The organism is Nocardia terpenica (assembly GCF_013186535.1).
GTDB classification, from domain to species: Bacteria; Actinomycetota; Actinomycetes; order Mycobacteriales; family Mycobacteriaceae; genus Nocardia; species Nocardia terpenica.
Genome location: NZ_JABMCZ010000004.1, coordinates 664,624 through 679,354 on the forward strand (window position 1 = coordinate 664,624; position 14,731 = coordinate 679,354).

General features: G+C 69.0%; 16 protein-coding genes and 1 pseudogene. 10 read left to right on the forward strand and 7 right to left on the reverse strand.

The window, feature by feature from the left end; translation table 11 throughout:
• Window positions 1-18: 18 nt before the first annotated feature.
• Entirely contained in the window at window positions 19-1,059 is a 1,041-nt protein-coding gene (locus HPY32_RS35720; protein WP_082871469.1) for a ParB/RepB/Spo0J family partition protein, read from the forward strand.
• A gap of 104 nt (window positions 1,060-1,163) precedes the next feature.
• Here HPY32_RS35720 and HPY32_RS35725 read toward each other — a convergent pair whose 3' ends face one another.
• Entirely contained in the window at window positions 1,164-2,036 is an 873-nt protein-coding gene (locus tag HPY32_RS35725; protein ID WP_067589027.1) for a C1 family peptidase, read from the reverse strand.
• Window positions 2,037-2,306: 270 nt separating this feature from the next.
• Between HPY32_RS35725 and HPY32_RS35730 the strand changes: the two genes are divergently transcribed.
• Together HPY32_RS35730 and HPY32_RS35735 are read left to right on the forward strand one after the other, a co-directional pair.
• A complete protein-coding gene (locus tag HPY32_RS35730) occupies window positions 2,307-2,969 on the forward strand; it encodes a papain-like cysteine protease family protein (protein ID WP_171983217.1) in 663 nt (220 codons plus the stop codon).
• The gene (locus HPY32_RS35735) at window positions 2,966-3,556 is read left to right on the forward strand and encodes a hypothetical protein (protein ID WP_067589023.1); all 591 of its coding nucleotides are present in this window, start codon (window positions 2,966-2,968) and stop codon (window positions 3,554-3,556) included. Before HPY32_RS35730 ends, HPY32_RS35735 begins: the two co-directional genes overlap by 4 nt.
• A 9-nt stretch (window positions 3,557-3,565) precedes the next feature.
• Here HPY32_RS35735 and HPY32_RS35740 read toward each other — a convergent pair whose 3' ends face one another.
• Window positions 3,566-4,171, reverse strand: coding sequence for a winged helix-turn-helix transcriptional regulator (locus HPY32_RS35740; protein WP_067589021.1), 606 nt, complete (start codon window positions 4,169-4,171; stop codon window positions 3,566-3,568).
• Between the two features lie 93 nt (window positions 4,172-4,264).
• Between HPY32_RS35740 and HPY32_RS35745 the strand changes: the two genes are divergently transcribed.
• Window positions 4,265-5,476 carry a pyridoxal phosphate-dependent aminotransferase gene (locus HPY32_RS35745; RefSeq protein WP_067595901.1) on the forward strand — a complete coding sequence of 404 codons (1,212 nt, stop codon included), beginning with the start codon at window positions 4,265-4,267 and terminating at the stop codon, window positions 5,474-5,476.
• Between the two features lie 4 nt (window positions 5,477-5,480).
• Window positions 5,481-5,797 (forward strand): annotated as a pseudogene (locus HPY32_RS35750) (alanine racemase C-terminal domain-containing protein); the annotation flags it as partial.
• A gap of 4 nt (window positions 5,798-5,801) precedes the next feature.
• Here HPY32_RS35750 and HPY32_RS35755 read toward each other — a convergent pair.
• Window positions 5,802-6,962, reverse strand: coding sequence for a citrate/2-methylcitrate synthase (locus tag HPY32_RS35755; protein WP_067589019.1), 1,161 nt, complete (start codon window positions 6,960-6,962; stop codon window positions 5,802-5,804).
• An 83-nt stretch (window positions 6,963-7,045) separates the two neighbouring features.
• Here HPY32_RS35755 and HPY32_RS35760 point away from each other — a divergent pair, with 83 nt between their 5' ends.
• Window positions 7,046-8,212 carry a citrate synthase gene (locus HPY32_RS35760; protein WP_231951666.1) on the forward strand — a complete coding sequence of 389 codons (1,167 nt, stop codon included), beginning with the start codon at window positions 7,046-7,048 and terminating at the stop codon, window positions 8,210-8,212.
• On the opposite strand, the gene HPY32_RS35765 is transcribed toward HPY32_RS35760, so the two are convergent.
• A complete protein-coding gene (locus HPY32_RS35765; protein ID WP_067589014.1) occupies window positions 8,209-8,709 on the reverse strand; it encodes a hypothetical protein in 501 nt (166 codons plus the stop codon). The genes HPY32_RS35760 and HPY32_RS35765 overlap by 4 nt on opposite strands.
• A gap of 195 nt (window positions 8,710-8,904) precedes the next feature.
• Between HPY32_RS35765 and HPY32_RS35770 the strand changes: the two genes are divergently transcribed.
• Complete coding sequence (locus HPY32_RS35770) at window positions 8,905-9,618, forward strand: TetR/AcrR family transcriptional regulator (protein WP_067589012.1); 714 nt, start codon at window positions 8,905-8,907, stop codon at window positions 9,616-9,618.
• Here the strand turns inward: HPY32_RS35770 and HPY32_RS35775 are convergent.
• The 3 genes from HPY32_RS35775 to HPY32_RS35785 all read right to left on the reverse strand — a co-directional run bounded on the left by HPY32_RS35775 (window position 9,603) and on the right by HPY32_RS35785 (window position 13,155).
• Window positions 9,603-11,993 carry an ATP-binding cassette domain-containing protein gene (locus tag HPY32_RS35775; protein ID WP_067589010.1) on the reverse strand — a complete coding sequence of 797 codons (2,391 nt, stop codon included), beginning with the start codon at window positions 11,991-11,993 and terminating at the stop codon, window positions 9,603-9,605. The two genes, HPY32_RS35770 and HPY32_RS35775, sit on opposite strands and share 16 nt — an antisense overlap.
• Window positions 11,994-12,289: 296 nt before the next feature.
• Entirely contained in the window at window positions 12,290-12,700 is a 411-nt protein-coding gene (locus HPY32_RS35780) for a VOC family protein (protein WP_067589008.1), read from the reverse strand.
• Window positions 12,701-12,705: 5 nt separating this feature from the next.
• The gene (locus tag HPY32_RS35785) at window positions 12,706-13,155 is read right to left on the reverse strand and encodes a helix-turn-helix transcriptional regulator (protein ID WP_067589006.1); all 450 of its coding nucleotides are present in this window, start codon (window positions 13,153-13,155) and stop codon (window positions 12,706-12,708) included.
• Between the two features lie 90 nt (window positions 13,156-13,245).
• On the opposite strand from HPY32_RS35785, the gene HPY32_RS35790 reads away from it, so the two are divergent.
• The 3 genes from HPY32_RS35790 to HPY32_RS35800 are packed head-to-tail and all read left to right on the forward strand — an operon-like array spanning window position 13,246 to window position 14,675.
• Window positions 13,246-13,593, forward strand: coding sequence for an ArsR/SmtB family transcription factor (locus HPY32_RS35790; RefSeq protein WP_067589004.1), 348 nt, complete (start codon window positions 13,246-13,248; stop codon window positions 13,591-13,593).
• A gap of 3 nt (window positions 13,594-13,596) precedes the next feature.
• A complete protein-coding gene (locus HPY32_RS45185; protein ID WP_067589002.1) occupies window positions 13,597-14,163 on the forward strand; it encodes a TIGR03086 family metal-binding protein in 567 nt (188 codons plus the stop codon).
• Window positions 14,160-14,675 (forward strand): SRPBCC domain-containing protein, encoded by a 516-nt coding sequence (locus tag HPY32_RS35800; protein ID WP_067589001.1) that lies wholly within the window; start codon window positions 14,160-14,162, stop codon window positions 14,673-14,675. The genes HPY32_RS45185 and HPY32_RS35800 overlap by 4 nt, the downstream gene beginning before the upstream one ends.
• Window positions 14,676-14,731: the final 56 nt, after the last annotated feature.

Below are 14,731 nucleotides of genomic sequence, written 5' to 3' on the forward strand. Positions count from 1 at the left end.
ACGTTGGGAGTTACGTCGATGGACCAGGAAACTTGCGTCACGCCCGAGGGGCGTGGCGACCCGAGCATCCCGTTATGGATAGTTTCGTCCGACCACCAACATCGGACGAATCATGCCGGGGCCATCACCGCGGTCCGGATCGACGGTCTCGTCCTGGCGGACTCACCACGACTCACCGGAGAAGACTTCGCCCATGTCCGCGCGCTCGCCGAGACCGGAGAATGCCTGCCGCCGATCCTGGTGCACCGGCCCAGCATGCGCGTCATCGACGGCGCCCACCGGGTGTGCGCGGCGCGATTACGCGGCGACCGCACAATAGCGGCGCGATTCTTCGACGGCACCGACTCCGAGGCATTCATTCTGGCGGTTCGCATGAACATCGCGCACGGGCTGCCGCTGTCGCTGGCCGACCGCAAGGCCGCGGCCTATCGGATCATTCGCGAGCGTCCGCAGTGGTCCGACCGCGCCATCGCCGCGACCACCGGCCTGTCGCACAAGACCGTTGGGTCGCTTCGGCGTTCGGCCGGGGGAGATACCCAGATGAACATCCGCATCGGCCGCGACGGCCGCACCCACGTCTCGAATCGGGAGGACGGCCGGCGGCTGGCCAGCGAGCTGATCACCCGCTCGCCCGAGGCTCCGCTGCGGGAGGTGGCCAAGGCGGCCGGTGTCTCATTGGGGACAGCGCACGATGTGCGTCAGCGGATGCGCCGCGGCGACGATCCGATTCCCGCACGGCGGCACCGTAATTCGGCGCCGGTGCCGCTGGAGAAGGCGCCCGCGCCGCACGCCCAGCCGAACGGCCCGTCGGATCGGCTGCGCATCAAGGACCCCCGGCTGGTGATCCAGCGGCTGCGGGCCGACCCCTCGCTGCGCTTCACCGAGGCGGGCCGGGCGCTGCTGCGCCGGCTGGATCTGTACACGGTCGCCAATACCGGCCTCGAGGCGGTGGTCGATGCGCTGCCCACCCACAATGTCAGCCTGATCATCGAACTCGCCTATCTGTTCGCCGAGGACTGGCGGCGGTTCGCGGCCAATCTGGAAAATCGGAAGGATTGAGCGACTCCGGTTCCTGTCGGCACCGGGCGGTGTCGGCAGGAACCGGATCGTCGTTCATCGGTGTGCAGTCCAACCCTCACCGTTGAACTCCAGTCGATGAGCGATCACTCGGTGACCAGGCGGCCCATCGAGTGGATCTCGTCCACGTCGCTCGAGTTGATCCAGGACCACGGGGCGGTGAAGAAACCGCCGTTGCCCCAACCGGTTCCCCACGAGTTCTCGATCGTCACGCCGGTCTGGTCGTAGGCGACGATGGTGACCTCATGCCCGCCCAGCACGCTCTCGCTGGGGTCCGGGTTGTAGTTGTAGTTGCTCGAGTTCAGGTTCTCGAAGCTCTGCCGCACCTCGAAGCCGATCGGCACCGGCATGCCGGTGGAGATCGCCTGCTCGATCGCCTGCTGGCGGTCGCTGCTGTTGATCAGGTCCTGCGAGCCGGATGTCTTGTAGTGCGCGGCGTTCGCGCGCTCGGCATCGGTGGGCTGGGTGGTGTAGTCGAAATCGCCCTGGTAGTAATCGGACTTGGTGTCGATGCCCTGCTGCTCCTCCATCGGGATCGCGACCGAGGCGTAGGTGCCGGTGTCGTTGCCCTGGGCGATCTGCGAGTAGATGTACATCGGGGCCATCGGGCCGCCGCTGATGTTCTGCTCGTTCATCAGAACGCCGTAGGCGCTGTAGCCGGTCGCCCAGGTCACGCACGAGCCGACCTGGCCCTGATTGCCCGGCGACTGCGCGTACTGCTCCAGCGAATACGAATCCGGCGGAGCGCCGGTGCGGCCGACCAGCACGGGCAGCGGGTTGCCGCTGCTGGTGTCGTGGCTCTGCGCGGCCTTGGCGGCCTTCACGTCCAGACCGAAGGCGTGGTGCTTGAGCACGGGAGCGGGGGCGCTGGGGGCCGGAGCGGCGTTGGCGAATCCCGCCGATACGAGTCCGATTCCCAAGGCGAACGCGAACGCGGTGGGTAAACACGAGTAACGCATTGTTTCTCCTGGTTGTGAAAGGTGAATCGAGGGCTTGCGCCCCCTGTCGGGAAGGGACCCGGAATTACCCGATCGAACCGAGCACAACCCCTCCGGGTACTCCTTCACGACAGAATCAATTTTTTGCGCACAGCTCGGAGTACGGCAAGAGTTGTTCAAGATGTTCAGTCCGGCGCGGGTGCCACCGTGTTCGATTACCATGATCGAACCGAGTCGGGAATGACTCGATACATGTTCTGCCACAATTCCCATCCGAAAAGGAGCGTTCGAGTGCGCCTGCGATGGAAAATATTCGCCCTCGCCGGCACCGCGTTGGTGCTGGCTTTTTCGTTCTCGGCGGCCGCCGCGGTCGCCGCGCCACCGCCGGACGGGAAGAATTTCTCCGGCCACTCGACGGGATTGCGGGTCAGCACCGGGCTGCCCGGCGTCGCGGAGCCGCGCGACGCGGCCACCGGGGCGCGGACACTGTTCTACTTCCAGCAGATTCAGGAGTTCGACCAGTGGTGCTGGGCCGCCGACGGCGCCTCGATCGCCGCATATTCGGACAGGTTCGTCGATCAGAACGAATACTGCAAACTGGTGCACGGATCGGCGGCCGACGGGCAGTGCCCGAACGATAACGCCTCGCTCGAGGAAATCGCCGCCGCATTCGGGAAGATCGGATTCGACGCCAAGGTCGGCTCGCCGTTCTCCATGACCACCGTCGCGGCCGAGATCGCCGCGAATCGTCCCATTCTGACCGGAATTGCGTGGACCGCGGGCGGCGGTCATGCACAAGTTGTCTACGGATACGACGCCGATGCCGGGACCGTCACCTACGGCGATCCGTGGCCGACCTCGCAGCGGAACGTGACACAGACGCTGTCGTCGTATACGAAGAATCCGGAGTGGCTGTGGTTCGGCGAAGACTATCGAATCGCCCCGAAGCAGTGACCCGGATCGTGGTGCGCGCGGTGCTCGTCGCGGTCGCCGCGTGCGCGGCGGCGGGATGCGTGGCCGCGCAGCCGCAGCCGCGCCCGTGGGCGGTCGATCCGGATCTGGGCGCGATCGACGGGGTCGTCGCCTCCCCGGCGACCGCGCAGCTCGCGGGCGCGTTCCTGCGCTCGCAGGACCCGTCCGCCGGTCCCGCCGCGCCGCCGGTGCGGCGCACGGATGTTCCCGTCGTCGTGTTCGCCACCGATCCGCGGTTCGCCACCGCGGCGGGCGCGCCGATGAGCGCGGCGGGCGTGCCCGCCTATCTCGCCGTGCCGGTCCGGGTCGGCCACCGAAACGGCTCCGACACACTGCAACTGGCCCCGGACGCCCCCTATACGCCGCGGGCGGTGGCCACCGGCACCGAGGAGGCGGAGGTGGCCCGCTCCCTGACGCCGGATTCGCGGCTGCTGCTGGACTATCCGTCGCACACCTGGTTCCGATGGACCGAGACCCGCGTCACCGCACTGCGATCGGGCACCGACACCACGCTGGCGGGCCGGGACTTCGATGCCGAGCAGTTCGAGCGGTGGCTGCGGACGCGGTGAGGGCATCCGTCAGCGTGCGCGTGATCCCGCTGCGGGGGACGGGAATTCGGGGGCGGCCTCGGCCAGCGGGGTGGCGCCGGTGGCGACGGCGAGGGCGGTCGGCAGGTCGAGGTGCAGGTCGAGATCCGGTGTGGCGGCGGGGCCGTCGTGGTGGGTGACGCCGTCGCCGGTGACCACGACGTGGAAGACGGTGTCGCCGATGTGGACGCTGACCGTGCCGGTGCGGATCTGCTCGGCGATGGCGCGGCTCAGCGGGAGGGCGAGCCAGTGGGCGCGCACGGCGTCGGTGCTGCCGCGCTCGCCGAGTAGCGGTGTGCCCCAAGCCGAGAGCGCGTCGAGCACCGGGCGCAGCGCCGCACCGGCCGGGGTGAGTTCGTAGACCACCGTCGTCGCGCGCGGCCCGGCGCGATGCCGCCGCAGCACGCCGTCGCGTTCGAGGTCCTTGAGCCGGGCCGCGAGCACGTCGGTGCTGATGCCGGGCAGGTCGGCGAACAGATCGCTGTAACGGCGCGGGCCCGAGAGCAATTCGCGAACCAGCAGCAGATTCCAGCGATCGCCGACGACGTCGAGGGCGCGGCCGACGGCGCAGTAGTGGTCGTAGCTTCGGCGTGGCACGCACCCCACTCTAGCTGGTCACTTGGAAATGCCAAGCGCAAACTTGGATTTTCCAAGTAGAGTGTGGGCACGTTGCCGCGAGAAGGGATGTTCATGCAGGTCAAGCAGTCCAGCAAGCTGGCGGGGGTGTCGTATGAGATTCGTGGCCCGGTGGCCGAGCACGCGGCGCGGCTGGAGGCGGAGGGGCACCATGTGGTGAAACTCAACACCGGCAATCCGCTGCTGTTCGGTTTCGAGGCGCCGCCGGAGATCCTGCAGGACATGGTGCGCAGCCTGCCCGCCTCCAGCGGCTACACCTCGGCGAAGGGGCTGCTGCCCGCGCGGCGCGCGGTGGTGCAGTACTACCAGACCCTGGGTGTCGCCGATGTCGACGTCGAGGAGGTGTTCCTCGGCAACGGCGTGTCCGAGCTGGTGACGATGGCGATGACCGCGCTGATCGAGAACGGTGACGAGATTCTCGTTCCCGCACCGGATTTCCCGCTGTGGACGGCGGTGACCACTCTCAACGGCGGCCGCGCGGTGCACTACCTGTGCGACGAGGGCGCGGACTGGTGCCCGGATCTGGCCGATATCGAATCCAAGATCACCGACCGCACCCGCGCGATCGTCGTCATCAACCCGAACAATCCGACGGGCGCGGTGTATCCGACCGAACTGCTGCGGCAGCTGCTGGAGATCGCCCGCAGGCATCAGCTGATCGTGCTGTCCGACGAGATCTACGACAAGATCCGCTACGACGGGTCCGAGCACACCGCGGTCGCGTCGCTGGCCCCGGATCTGCTGTGCCTGACCTTCTCGGGGCTGTCGAAGTCCTACCGCTGCGCGGGTTTTCGCTCCGGCTGGCTGGTGGTGTCGGGCCCGACCCAGCACGCGGCGAGCTATCTGGAGGGGCTGACCATGCTGGCGGGGATGCGGTTGTGCCCGAATGTGCCGGGGCAGCAGGCGATTCAGGCCGCCCTCGGCGGGTATCAGAGCATCTACGATCTCACCCTGCCCGGCGGGCGGCTGCGCGAGCAGCGGGATCGGGCGTGGGAGGCGCTCGACGCGATTCCGGGGGTCACGTGTGTGAAACCGCGGGGCGCGCTGTACGCGTTCCCGCGCATCGACCTGGACCGGTACCGCATTCACGACGACGAGCGGTTCGTGCTGGATCTGTTGCTGCAGGAGAAGATTCACATCGTGCAGGGCACGGGCTTCAACTGGCCCCGCCCGGATCACTTCCGCATCCTCACCCTGCCGCACGCCGACGACCTGGAGGCGATCATCGGGCGAATCGGCCGCTTCCTGGCCACCTACCGGCAGTGACGGTGTCGGCGACTTCGGCCTGCGCCCGGCCATGACCTTCCGCGCCCGGGTGGCCCTGGTTCCCGCCGGGTACGCCGACGGCGTACCGCGCACGCTGAGCGGCCGCTTCGATGTCGGCATCGACGGCGCGCGGTATCCGAGCGTGGGCCGGGTGTGTATGGATCAGTGGTGGTCGATCTCGGCGACAACCGCGCCGGTATCGCCGAGGGCGACCCGGGCCAGCCCACCGCCCGGGAGTGGGCCGACACGCTCGACACCATCCACGACGAAATCGTCTGTGCCCCTCGCGGTCGCGCCGTCCGCCGCTACGTGGACGGGTGAGCCGTCACTCGCGTGGCGGGACGGGTTGGGGTGCGGTGGGGCCGATGTAGCGGGCGGACGGGCGGATGATTCTGGTGGATTCGGTTTGTTCGAGGATGTTGGCGGTCCAGCCGACGACTCGGCTGACGGCGAAGGTGGGGGTGAACATGGGGCGGGGGATGCCGCACAGCTCCATGACCACTCCGGCGTAGAACTCGACGTTGGCGTACAGTTCGCGGCCCGGTTTGAGTTCGGCGAGCACGTCGACCACGCGGCGTTCGACCGTGGTGGCGAACTCGACCAGGTCGCCGCCGAGGTCGACGGCGATGGCGCGCAACAGGTTCGAGCGCGGGTCGTCGGTGCGGTAGACGGCGTGGCCGAAGCCCATGACGCGGTCGCCGTCGCGGATCTTGGCGCGGACCCAGTCGTCGACGCGGTCGATGCCGCCGATCTCGTCCAGGCCGTCGAGGGCCCGGTCGGGGGCGCCGCCGTGCAGCGGGCCGGAGAACGCGCCGATGGCGGCCACGATGGCCGAGGCGACATCGGCTCCGGCGGAGGCGACGACGCGGGCGGTGAAGGTGGAGGGATTGAACCCGTGGTCGATGGTGGCGATGAGGTACTGCTCGATCGCCCGCACCGACCGCGGGCTCGGCCGCGTGCCGCCCAGCATGTGCAGCCAGTTCGCGGCGGTCGACAGATCCGGGTGCGGCGCAATCGGATCCGCGCCGCGGCGGAGCCGGTGCAGGGCCGCGAGAATGGTCGGCGTCACCGCGCAGATCAGCAGCGCGTCGGCCTTACGGGTGTCGGGATCGGCATCCCACAGGGGTTGCAGATCACGCACCGACGCCAGCATCGATAGGGCGGTGCGCAGCGCGATCATCGGCCGGAATTCGCGTCCGGCGGTGGCGGCGGCCGACAGCACGGGGAGCAGTTCGGTCGGCAGAACACGCAGCGGTGCAATGGTATCGGTGAATTCCGCCAGTTCCGACCGGTTCGGCAGGCGGCCTTCGAACAGCAGGAACCACACCTCCTCGAAGCTGCGCGTCGTCGCGAGATCGATCGCCGAGTACTGCCGGTAGTGATAGAACCCTTCGTTCCCGCGCACATCGCCCAAGCGGGTCTCGGCCGCCGCCACGTGGCGCAAGCCCGCGGGGACATCGATGAGTTCGTGGCCGTTGATCGTCATATCCGAACCTCCTTGACTGCACTGTGCAATCGCGGTCCAGTAGAGTCAATATTGATCAAGTCAATATGAGACGGGAGGCGCAGGTGGCAGGCGAGAAAGGTGACGCGCGTTACCTGACGACCGCGCAGGTCGCGAGCCGCCTGGATATCAAACCGGCGACCGTGTACGCCTACGTCAGCCGCGGGCTGCTCACCAAGGTCGCGTCGAACGACCGGCGCGGCAGCCTGTTTCGCGAGGACGAGGTGGCGAAGCTCGCCCGGCGGCAGCGCCGCGCACACAGCGGCGGCGGGACCGTGGAGGGCACCTCGACGGCGGTCTCGCACGTGGCCGCCGACCGGCTGTACTACCGCGGGCACGAGGTGGCCGACCTGGTGGGACGGTATTCGGCCGAATCGGTGGCGGGCCTGCTGTGGACCGGCGAACCGGCGCCGCAGCGGCCCGGCGCCCCGCCGGAGGTGCTCACCGCGGTGCGCGCCGCGGTCGGCGCGCTCGGGGACGGCGCCCGGCTCACCGACCGCATGCGGGTCGCGGTGACCGTGGCCGCGGCGAGCGATCCGCTGCGCTTCGACCTGTCGACCGAGGGCGTGCTGCGCACGGCGCGGGTCCTGCTCGCCGTCGAAACGAGCTGTCTGGCACCGGATTCGGTGACCGAGGCCACGCTGGCGCGGCGACTGTGGCCGAGCCTGACCGCCGCGCCCACCCACGCCGATCTGCTGGATGCGGTGCTGGTGCTGCTCGCCGATCACGGGCTGGCGGTGTCGACGGTGGCCGCGCGGGTGGCGGCCAGCGCGCGGGTGCATCCCTACGGCGTGGTGTCCGCGGGCCTGGGCGCGCTCGACAGCCAATACCACGGCGCGGCAAGCACTGTCGCGTATCGTTTCCTGGCCGAGGCCATCGCCGATCCGGTCGGCGCGGTCTCGGAGCGGCTGCGGTTGGGCGGGCCACTGCCCGGCTTCGGGCATCTGATCTACCGCGACCGCGATCACCGCGCCGAGCTGCTGCTGCGCCTGCTGCGCGCGGTGCCCGGGGCCGCGCCCGCGCTGGCGGCGATCGATGTCATCACCGCGAGGGTGGGCAAGCCCGCGACCGCCGTACCGAATGTGGATCTGGCCCTTGCCGTTCTGATGCACGCGTTCGCCATGCGGCCCGACGCCGGGGAGGCGATCTTCGCGGTGGCCCGCACCATCGGCTGGATCGCGCACACCCTCGAGGAGTACGGCGAGGCCCCGCTGCGTTTCCGGCCGATCTAGGCGGGCGGCAGCGGGATCGGGCTGGGCTCCTGGACGGTCACCAGGACGATGACGTCGCCGTAGGGGGCCGCGCCGCGGGCGAGGCGATGGGCGAAGCGCGCCATGGGAATTCGCCAGCGATACTTGGCGTCGATCTCGGCCTGCACATACGGCAGCAGGGTGCCGCCGGTGACCAGCTGGGCCTGGCCCTGATGCTGATGCGAGCCGAGGGCGGGGTTGCCGCGCCAGTCACCGGCCTGCACCAGCACGCGGCCGTCGCGGTCGAGCTGATCGGCCTCGGGGGAGTGCGAGGACACCCGGAACGCGAGCTGGCTGTCGCCGACCGGAACGACCAGCCGGGGCACGGTCATCAGCTGCCGCGGGCCGACGACCCGGGTCACCAGAACCGTCTTGGCGGCCTGCCATTTCGCCGCCATGCCCGTGCCGGCGGATCGCGGTCCGAGGGGCTGCGCGATCTGCAGGGGAGCGATCGGGACATCAACCACGGTGCCTGTCATTGCTTCGATCCTTTCCGGTAGCGACCCGGCAGCGTCGTTGATGCGGTTCACCTTCGATTCACATTCGATATTCCCGGTATCTCGGCCGCACGGCAACGCCGCTGGTCAGCGGCGGCCAGCTCGGGGTATCGATGAAAATTGATCTTGATAACACCGGTATTATCGGCGGTAACAGCGCGATGTTATCGTCGAGAAATGGGATCCGAGACCGACGGCGACGCCGATTCCCCGCGCACCCGCATCCTGGCCGCGGCGCGGCGACTGCTGGCGCAGGGCGGGCAGGAGGCGATCTCCACGCGCGCGGTGAGCGCCGCGGCGGGCGTGCAGCCGCCGACCATCTACCGGTTCTTCGGCGACAAGGACAGCCTGCTCGATGCCGTTGCGGCCCAAGGCTTTCGGGACTACCTGGCCAGCAAGACCGCGCTGCCGCCCGCCGCCGACCCGGTGGAGGAACTGCGCCGCGGCTGGGATCAGCACGTCGAACTCGGACTCGCCGACCCCGCCCTCTACCTGCTCATGTATCACCGGCCCCGGGCGCTGGCGTCCCCGGCCGGCGCCGCCGCGTTCGAGATACTGGCCGCGCGGATCCGGCGCACGGCGCAGGCGGGCCGCCTGCGGGTCCCCGAGTCCCTGGCCGCCGCCCTCGTGCACGCCGCCGGATCGGGTACCACGCTGAGCCTGATCGCCACCCCCGAGCCCGACCGCGACCCGGCGCTGTCGGTGACCGCGCGGGAGGCGGTGATCGCGGCGATCACCACCGACGAACCGCTCGGGCCCGCACCGGCCCCGATCGCCGCCGCGGTCGCGCTGCGGGCCGCGCTGCCCGCGCTCGACGCGCTCACCGGTAACGAGAAGGCCCTGATGGGGGACTGGCTCGACCGGATCGCGGCCGATCAGGCGCCCACGTAGTCGGCCAGGTGCTCGCCGGTGAGGGTCGAGCGGGCGGCGACCAGATCGGCGGGTGTTCCTTCGAAGACGATGGTGCCGCCGTCGTGCCCGGCGCCGGGGCCGAGGTCGATGATCCAGTCGGCGTGCGCCATCACCGCCTGGTGATGCTCGACCACGATGACCGACTTGCCGGAGTCGACGAGCCGGTCCAACAGGCCCAGCAGCTGTTCGACATCGGCGAGGTGCAGGCCGGTGGTCGGCTCGTCGAGGATGTAGGTGCCGCCCTTGTCGGCCATGTGGGTGGCCAGCTTGAGCCGCTGCCGCTCGCCGCCGGACAGCGTGGTGAGCGGCTGGCCGATGGTGAGATAGCCGAGCCCGACGTCGGCGAGCCGTTGGAGGATGGCGTGGGCGGCCGGGGTGCGCGCTTCGCCGGTGCCGAAGAACGTTTCGGCCTCGGTGACCGGCATGGCGAGCACCTCGCTGATGTCGCGGCCGCCGAGGTGATAGTCCAGCACCGCCGCCTGGTACCGCTTGCCCTCGCATTCCTCGCAGGTGGTGGCGACCCCGGCCAGCATGGCCAGATCGGTGTAGACGACGCCCGCGCCGTTGCAGTTCGGGCACGCGCCTTCGGAATTCGCGCTGAACAGTGCCGGTTTCACGCCGTTGGCCTTCGCGAATGCCTTGCGGATCGGATCCAGCAGCCCGGTGTAGGTGGCCGGATTGCTGCGCCGCGACCCGCGGATCGCGCCCTGGTCGACCGACACCACGTCCGCGCCCGGGGGCAGGGAGCCGTGCACGAGCGAACTCTTGCCGGACCCGGCGACACCGGTCACCGCGACCAGCACCCCGAGCGGGATGTCGACGTTCACCCTGCGCAGATTGTGCGTGGACGCACCGCGAATCTTCAACGCGCCCTTGGGTTTACGCACCGTCTTCTTGAGTGCGGCGCGGTCGTCGAAGTGGCGTCCGGTGACGGTGCCGCTGCGGCGCAGCTCGTCGACGGTGCCCTCGAAGCAGACGGTGCCGCCCGCCGCGCCCGCGCCGGGGCCGAGGTCGACGACGTGGTCGGCGATGGCGATGGTCTCCGGCTTGTGCTCCACGACCAGCACCGTGTTGCCCTTGTCGCGCAGCCGCAGCAGCAGGCCGTTCATTCGCTGGATGTCGTGCGGGTGCAGGCCCGCGGTGGGTTCGTCGAAGACGTAGCTGACGTCGGTGAGCGAGGAGCCGAGGTGGCGAATCATCTTGACGCGCTGTGCTTCTCCGCCCGACAGTGTGCCCGAGGGCCGGTCCAGCGACAGGTAGCCCAGCCCGATCTCCACGAACGAGTCGAGGGTGTGCCGCAGCGAGGTCAACAGCGGCGCGACCGACGGTTCCTTCAGCCCGCTCACCCAGGCGGCGAGGTCGGTGATCTGCATGGCGCAGGCGTCGGCGATGCTGGTGCCCTTGATCTTGGCGGAGCGGGCCAGTTCGCTGAGCCGGGTGCCGCCGCAGTCGGGGCAGACGGTGAAGGTCACCGCCCGCTCCACGAACGCGCGGATGTGCGGCTGCATCGAGTCGACGTCCTTGGACAGCATGGATTTCCGGATGCGCGGGATCAGGCCCTCGTAGGTGAGGTTGATGCCCTCCACCTTGATCTTGGTGGGTTCCTTGTAGAGCAGGTCGTCGAGCTCGCGCTTGGTGTATCTATTGATCGGCTTGTCCGGGTCGAAGAATCCGGAGCCGATGAAGATGCGGCCGAACCAGCCGTCCATGCTGTAGCCGGGAATGGTGAACGGGCCCTCGCGCAGCGATTTGGTGTCGTCGTAGAGCTGGGTCAGGTCGATGTCGTTGACCGCGCCGCGGCCCTCGCAGCGCGGGCACATGCCGCCGGTCACGCTGAAACTGCGCCGCTCGCGCACGGTCCGGCCGCCGCGCTCGACCGTGACCGCGCCCGCGCCGCTCATCGAGGCCACATTGAACGAGAATGCCTTGGGGGAGCCGATATGCGGTTTCGCCAGGCGGCTGAACAGGATTCGCAGCATCGCGTCGGCGTCGGTGACGGTGCCGACCGTGGAGCGCGGGTCGGCGCCCAGGCGCTGCTGATCGACGATGATCGCGGTGGTCAGCCCCTCGAGCACGTCGACCTCGGGCCGCGCCAGCGTCGGCATGAAGCCCTGCACGAAGGCGCTGTAGGTCTCGTTGATCAGCCGCTGGGACTCCGCGGCAATGGTGTCGAACACCAGCGAGCTCTTCCCCGACCCGGACACCCCGGTGAACACCGTCAGCCGCCGCTTGGGAATCTCGACGCTGGCGTCCTTCAAATTGTTCTCCCGCGCGCCCTGCACGCGAATCAGTTCATGACTGTCCGCGCCCGCCCGAGCAGCCGGGGGCGCGCTTTTCCTGGCAGCCTTGGTCATCGTGCCTCCGTGTGTTGTGCGTGCGGTGGTGCGCCTTTGCCGGGTATGCGGTCGTGCGGCCGCCGTTGTGGTCGCGACGGCCGCGTTCGTCATCCCGGCATGCTCCGATCGTCATCCCGGCATATTGGCGGTCGTCATCCCGGTGTGCTGGCGTTCATGATCCCGGCGTGCTGGCGGTCGTTATCCGGCGTGCTGGGGTTCATGATCCCGGTGTGCTTGGGTCGTCATCCCGGCGTGCTGGGGTTCATGATCGCGGCGTGCTGGGGTTCGTTATCCCGGCGTGCTTTTGGCCGGGATCAGCTCACCTGCTGGATGCGCAGCAGGTTGCCCGCCGGATCGCGGAAGGCGCAGTCGCGGACGCCGTAGGGCTGGTCGGTGGGTTCCTGGACCACCTCGGCGTCGTTGGCCTGCAATCGTTCGAAGGTGCCGTCGACGTCCTTGGTGGCCAGCAGGATGTTGCCGAAAGTTCCCTTGGCCATCATTTCGGCGATGGCGCGGCGTTCGTCGTCGGTGAGCCCGGGGGTGGCCTGCGGCGGGTAGAGGACGATGGCGGTGCCGGGCTGTCCGGGCGGGCCGACCGTGATCCAGTGCATGCCGTTGTAGCCGACGTCGTTGCGGATTTCGAAGCCGAGGACGTCGCGGTAGAAGGTCTTCGCGGCGTCGGGATCGGTCTGCGGGAGGAAGCTGGAAGCAATGGTGATGTCCATGTCGATCAGGCTAATTGCGGCGAGGTTGCCTGCGCTTCTCGATTCCTGATCGGTCTGGTGACCTGTTTGGCCACGCACGACGGCATGCCCTCGGTCTCGCGGGCGGCCTCGCGGCGGTAGACACTCGGCGGCACCCCGACCAGCTCGGTGAACCGGGTGCTGAAGGTGCCCAGCGACGAGCACCCGACGGCGAAACAGACCTCGGTGACGCTGAGATCGCCCCGGCGCAGCAGGGCCATGGCCCGCTCGATGCGGCGGGTCATCAGATAGGCGTAGGGCGATTCGCCGTAGGCGAGCCGGAACCGGCGGCTCAGATGCCCCGCCGACATGTGCGCATCGCGCGCGAGCGCCTCGACATCCAGCGGCTGCGCGTACTCCCGATCGATCCGGTCGCGGACCCGGCGTAATCGCGCGAGCTCACGCAACTGCTGGTCGGCGGCGGGTGTGCTGGTCACAAGCGAAATCGTACGTCGCCTCCGGGGTGGGCGAGACCCTTCCCAATTATGTCAGTGGTTGCTAACGTTAGTGAGAGCGAACGGAGGAGCATGCCGGACGATGTGCGCACCGACGACGTCCTGCGCGCCCTGGCCGAACCGCGGCGGCGGGCGATCCTGCGCCTGGTCGCCCGCGACGAACTGGCCGCGGGCGAGATCGCCGCGGCGTTCGAGGTGACCAGGACGGCGGTCAGCCAGCATCTGACGGTGCTCAAGAACGCGGGCCTGCTCACCGAGCGCCGCGCGGGCACCCGCCGCCTGTACCGTGCTCGCGCACAAGGTTTGGATGAGTTGCGCCACGCCTTGGACGAGATGTGGTCGGCGTCGCTGGACACCGCCCGCGGTCTGGTGGAGGCCGAGCGCGGCATCGACGAGGAGAAGCACGGAGCAGTGGGGTAGCCGATGCAGTGGTATACACACAGCCAGGATCAGTTCGCGCGGGTGCTGACCGAGGTCGCCGCCGACCAATGGGGCAATCCGACGCCGTGTACGCGGTGGACGGTGCGCGATATCGCCGGGCATGTGATCTGGGGCCTGGACTTGGTCCGAACATGGTGCGGCGGTTCGGATTTCGAGAATCGGGTCGGAGCGCCCGGCGCGCTGCGTCCCGGCGACTATCTCGGCGCGGACCCGGTGGCCGACTGGGAGCGGGCACGAGCGGCCTGCGCGCGGACCCTGACTCCGGACAGTCTCGCCGTCGTCGTGTCCACCCGCACGCGCGGGCCGATGCGGGTGGGTGACATCGTGGCGGCATTGACCGTCGACTTCCTCACGCACGCCTGGGATCTGGGCCAGGCGATCGGCGTGCGGGTCCGGCTGGATCCGGATGCGGTCGAGTACGCGCAACGCTGGGCGGATACGCATATGGACGCGGCGCGCCCGCCGGAGATGTTCGGCCCGGCCCTGGCAGCACCGGCCCAGGCCGACCCGCAGACCCGGCTGCTGCGCTACCTGGGCAGGCCCGCGTGAGCGCGGACGAGACCGTCACCAATCTGCGCCGTCCCCCTGTCCGCCAGTCGGTGCTGGTGCGCAGCACCCGCTCACACACTTTCGACACCTTCGTCCGCACCCTGGGCGCCTGGTGGCCCCTGGTCCCGTATTCCGCGGGCCGCGACCGGGTCCGTGAGGTCCGTTTCGACCGGTTCGCGAGCGGCCGTGTCTACGAAATCCGATCGGATGGCACCGAATTCGACTGGGGCCGAGTGCTTTTCTGGGATCCGCCCCACCGGTTCACCCTCACCTGGACCATGACCTCGACCCCCACCGAGGTCGAATTGTCGTTCACCGAACTCGCTCCCGCCCTGACCAGAGTCACTGTCGAACACCGTGGTTGGGACAGACTCACCGATGACGAGCTGGCGGCGGCATGCACGCTACCGGGCGGATATACCGGCGGCGCATACGATCTGGGGTGGGCGCGTATTCTTCGCTGTCTGGTGGCGGCGGTCGAGGGCGGCTCTCCGCGCGATGTCGATCCCTAATCGCAATGTGCTGTATTCCCGTGCGGCACTTGGCGAAATCATACTGGTCGCAAATG

Bases quoted from the DNA above. Each gene is read 5' to 3' on its own strand.
- HPY32_RS35720 (WP_082871469.1), top strand. From the start codon at position 19: ATGGACCAGGAAACTTGCGTCACGCCCGAGGGGCGTGGCGACCCGAGC.
- HPY32_RS35725 (WP_067589027.1), bottom strand. From the start codon at position 2,036: ATGCGTTACTCGTGTTTACCCACCGCGTTCGCGTTCGCCTTGGGAATC.
- HPY32_RS35745 (WP_067595901.1), top strand. From the start codon at position 4,265: ATGCAGGTCAAGCAGTCCAGCAAGCTGGCGGGGGTGTCGTATGAGATT.
- HPY32_RS35755 (WP_067589019.1), bottom strand. From the start codon at position 6,962: ATGACGATCAACGGCCACGAACTCATCGATGTCCCCGCGGGCTTGCGC.
- HPY32_RS35765 (WP_067589014.1), bottom strand. From the start codon at position 8,709: ATGACAGGCACCGTGGTTGATGTCCCGATCGCTCCCCTGCAGATCGCG.
- HPY32_RS35770 (WP_067589012.1), top strand. From the start codon at position 8,905: ATGGGATCCGAGACCGACGGCGACGCCGATTCCCCGCGCACCCGCATC.
- HPY32_RS35775 (WP_067589010.1), bottom strand. From the start codon at position 11,993: ATGACCAAGGCTGCCAGGAAAAGCGCGCCCCCGGCTGCTCGGGCGGGC.
- HPY32_RS35780 (WP_067589008.1), bottom strand. From the start codon at position 12,700: ATGGACATCACCATTGCTTCCAGCTTCCTCCCGCAGACCGATCCCGAC.
- HPY32_RS35790 (WP_067589004.1), top strand. From the start codon at position 13,246: ATGCCGGACGATGTGCGCACCGACGACGTCCTGCGCGCCCTGGCCGAA.
- HPY32_RS45185 (WP_067589002.1), top strand. From the start codon at position 13,597: ATGCAGTGGTATACACACAGCCAGGATCAGTTCGCGCGGGTGCTGACC.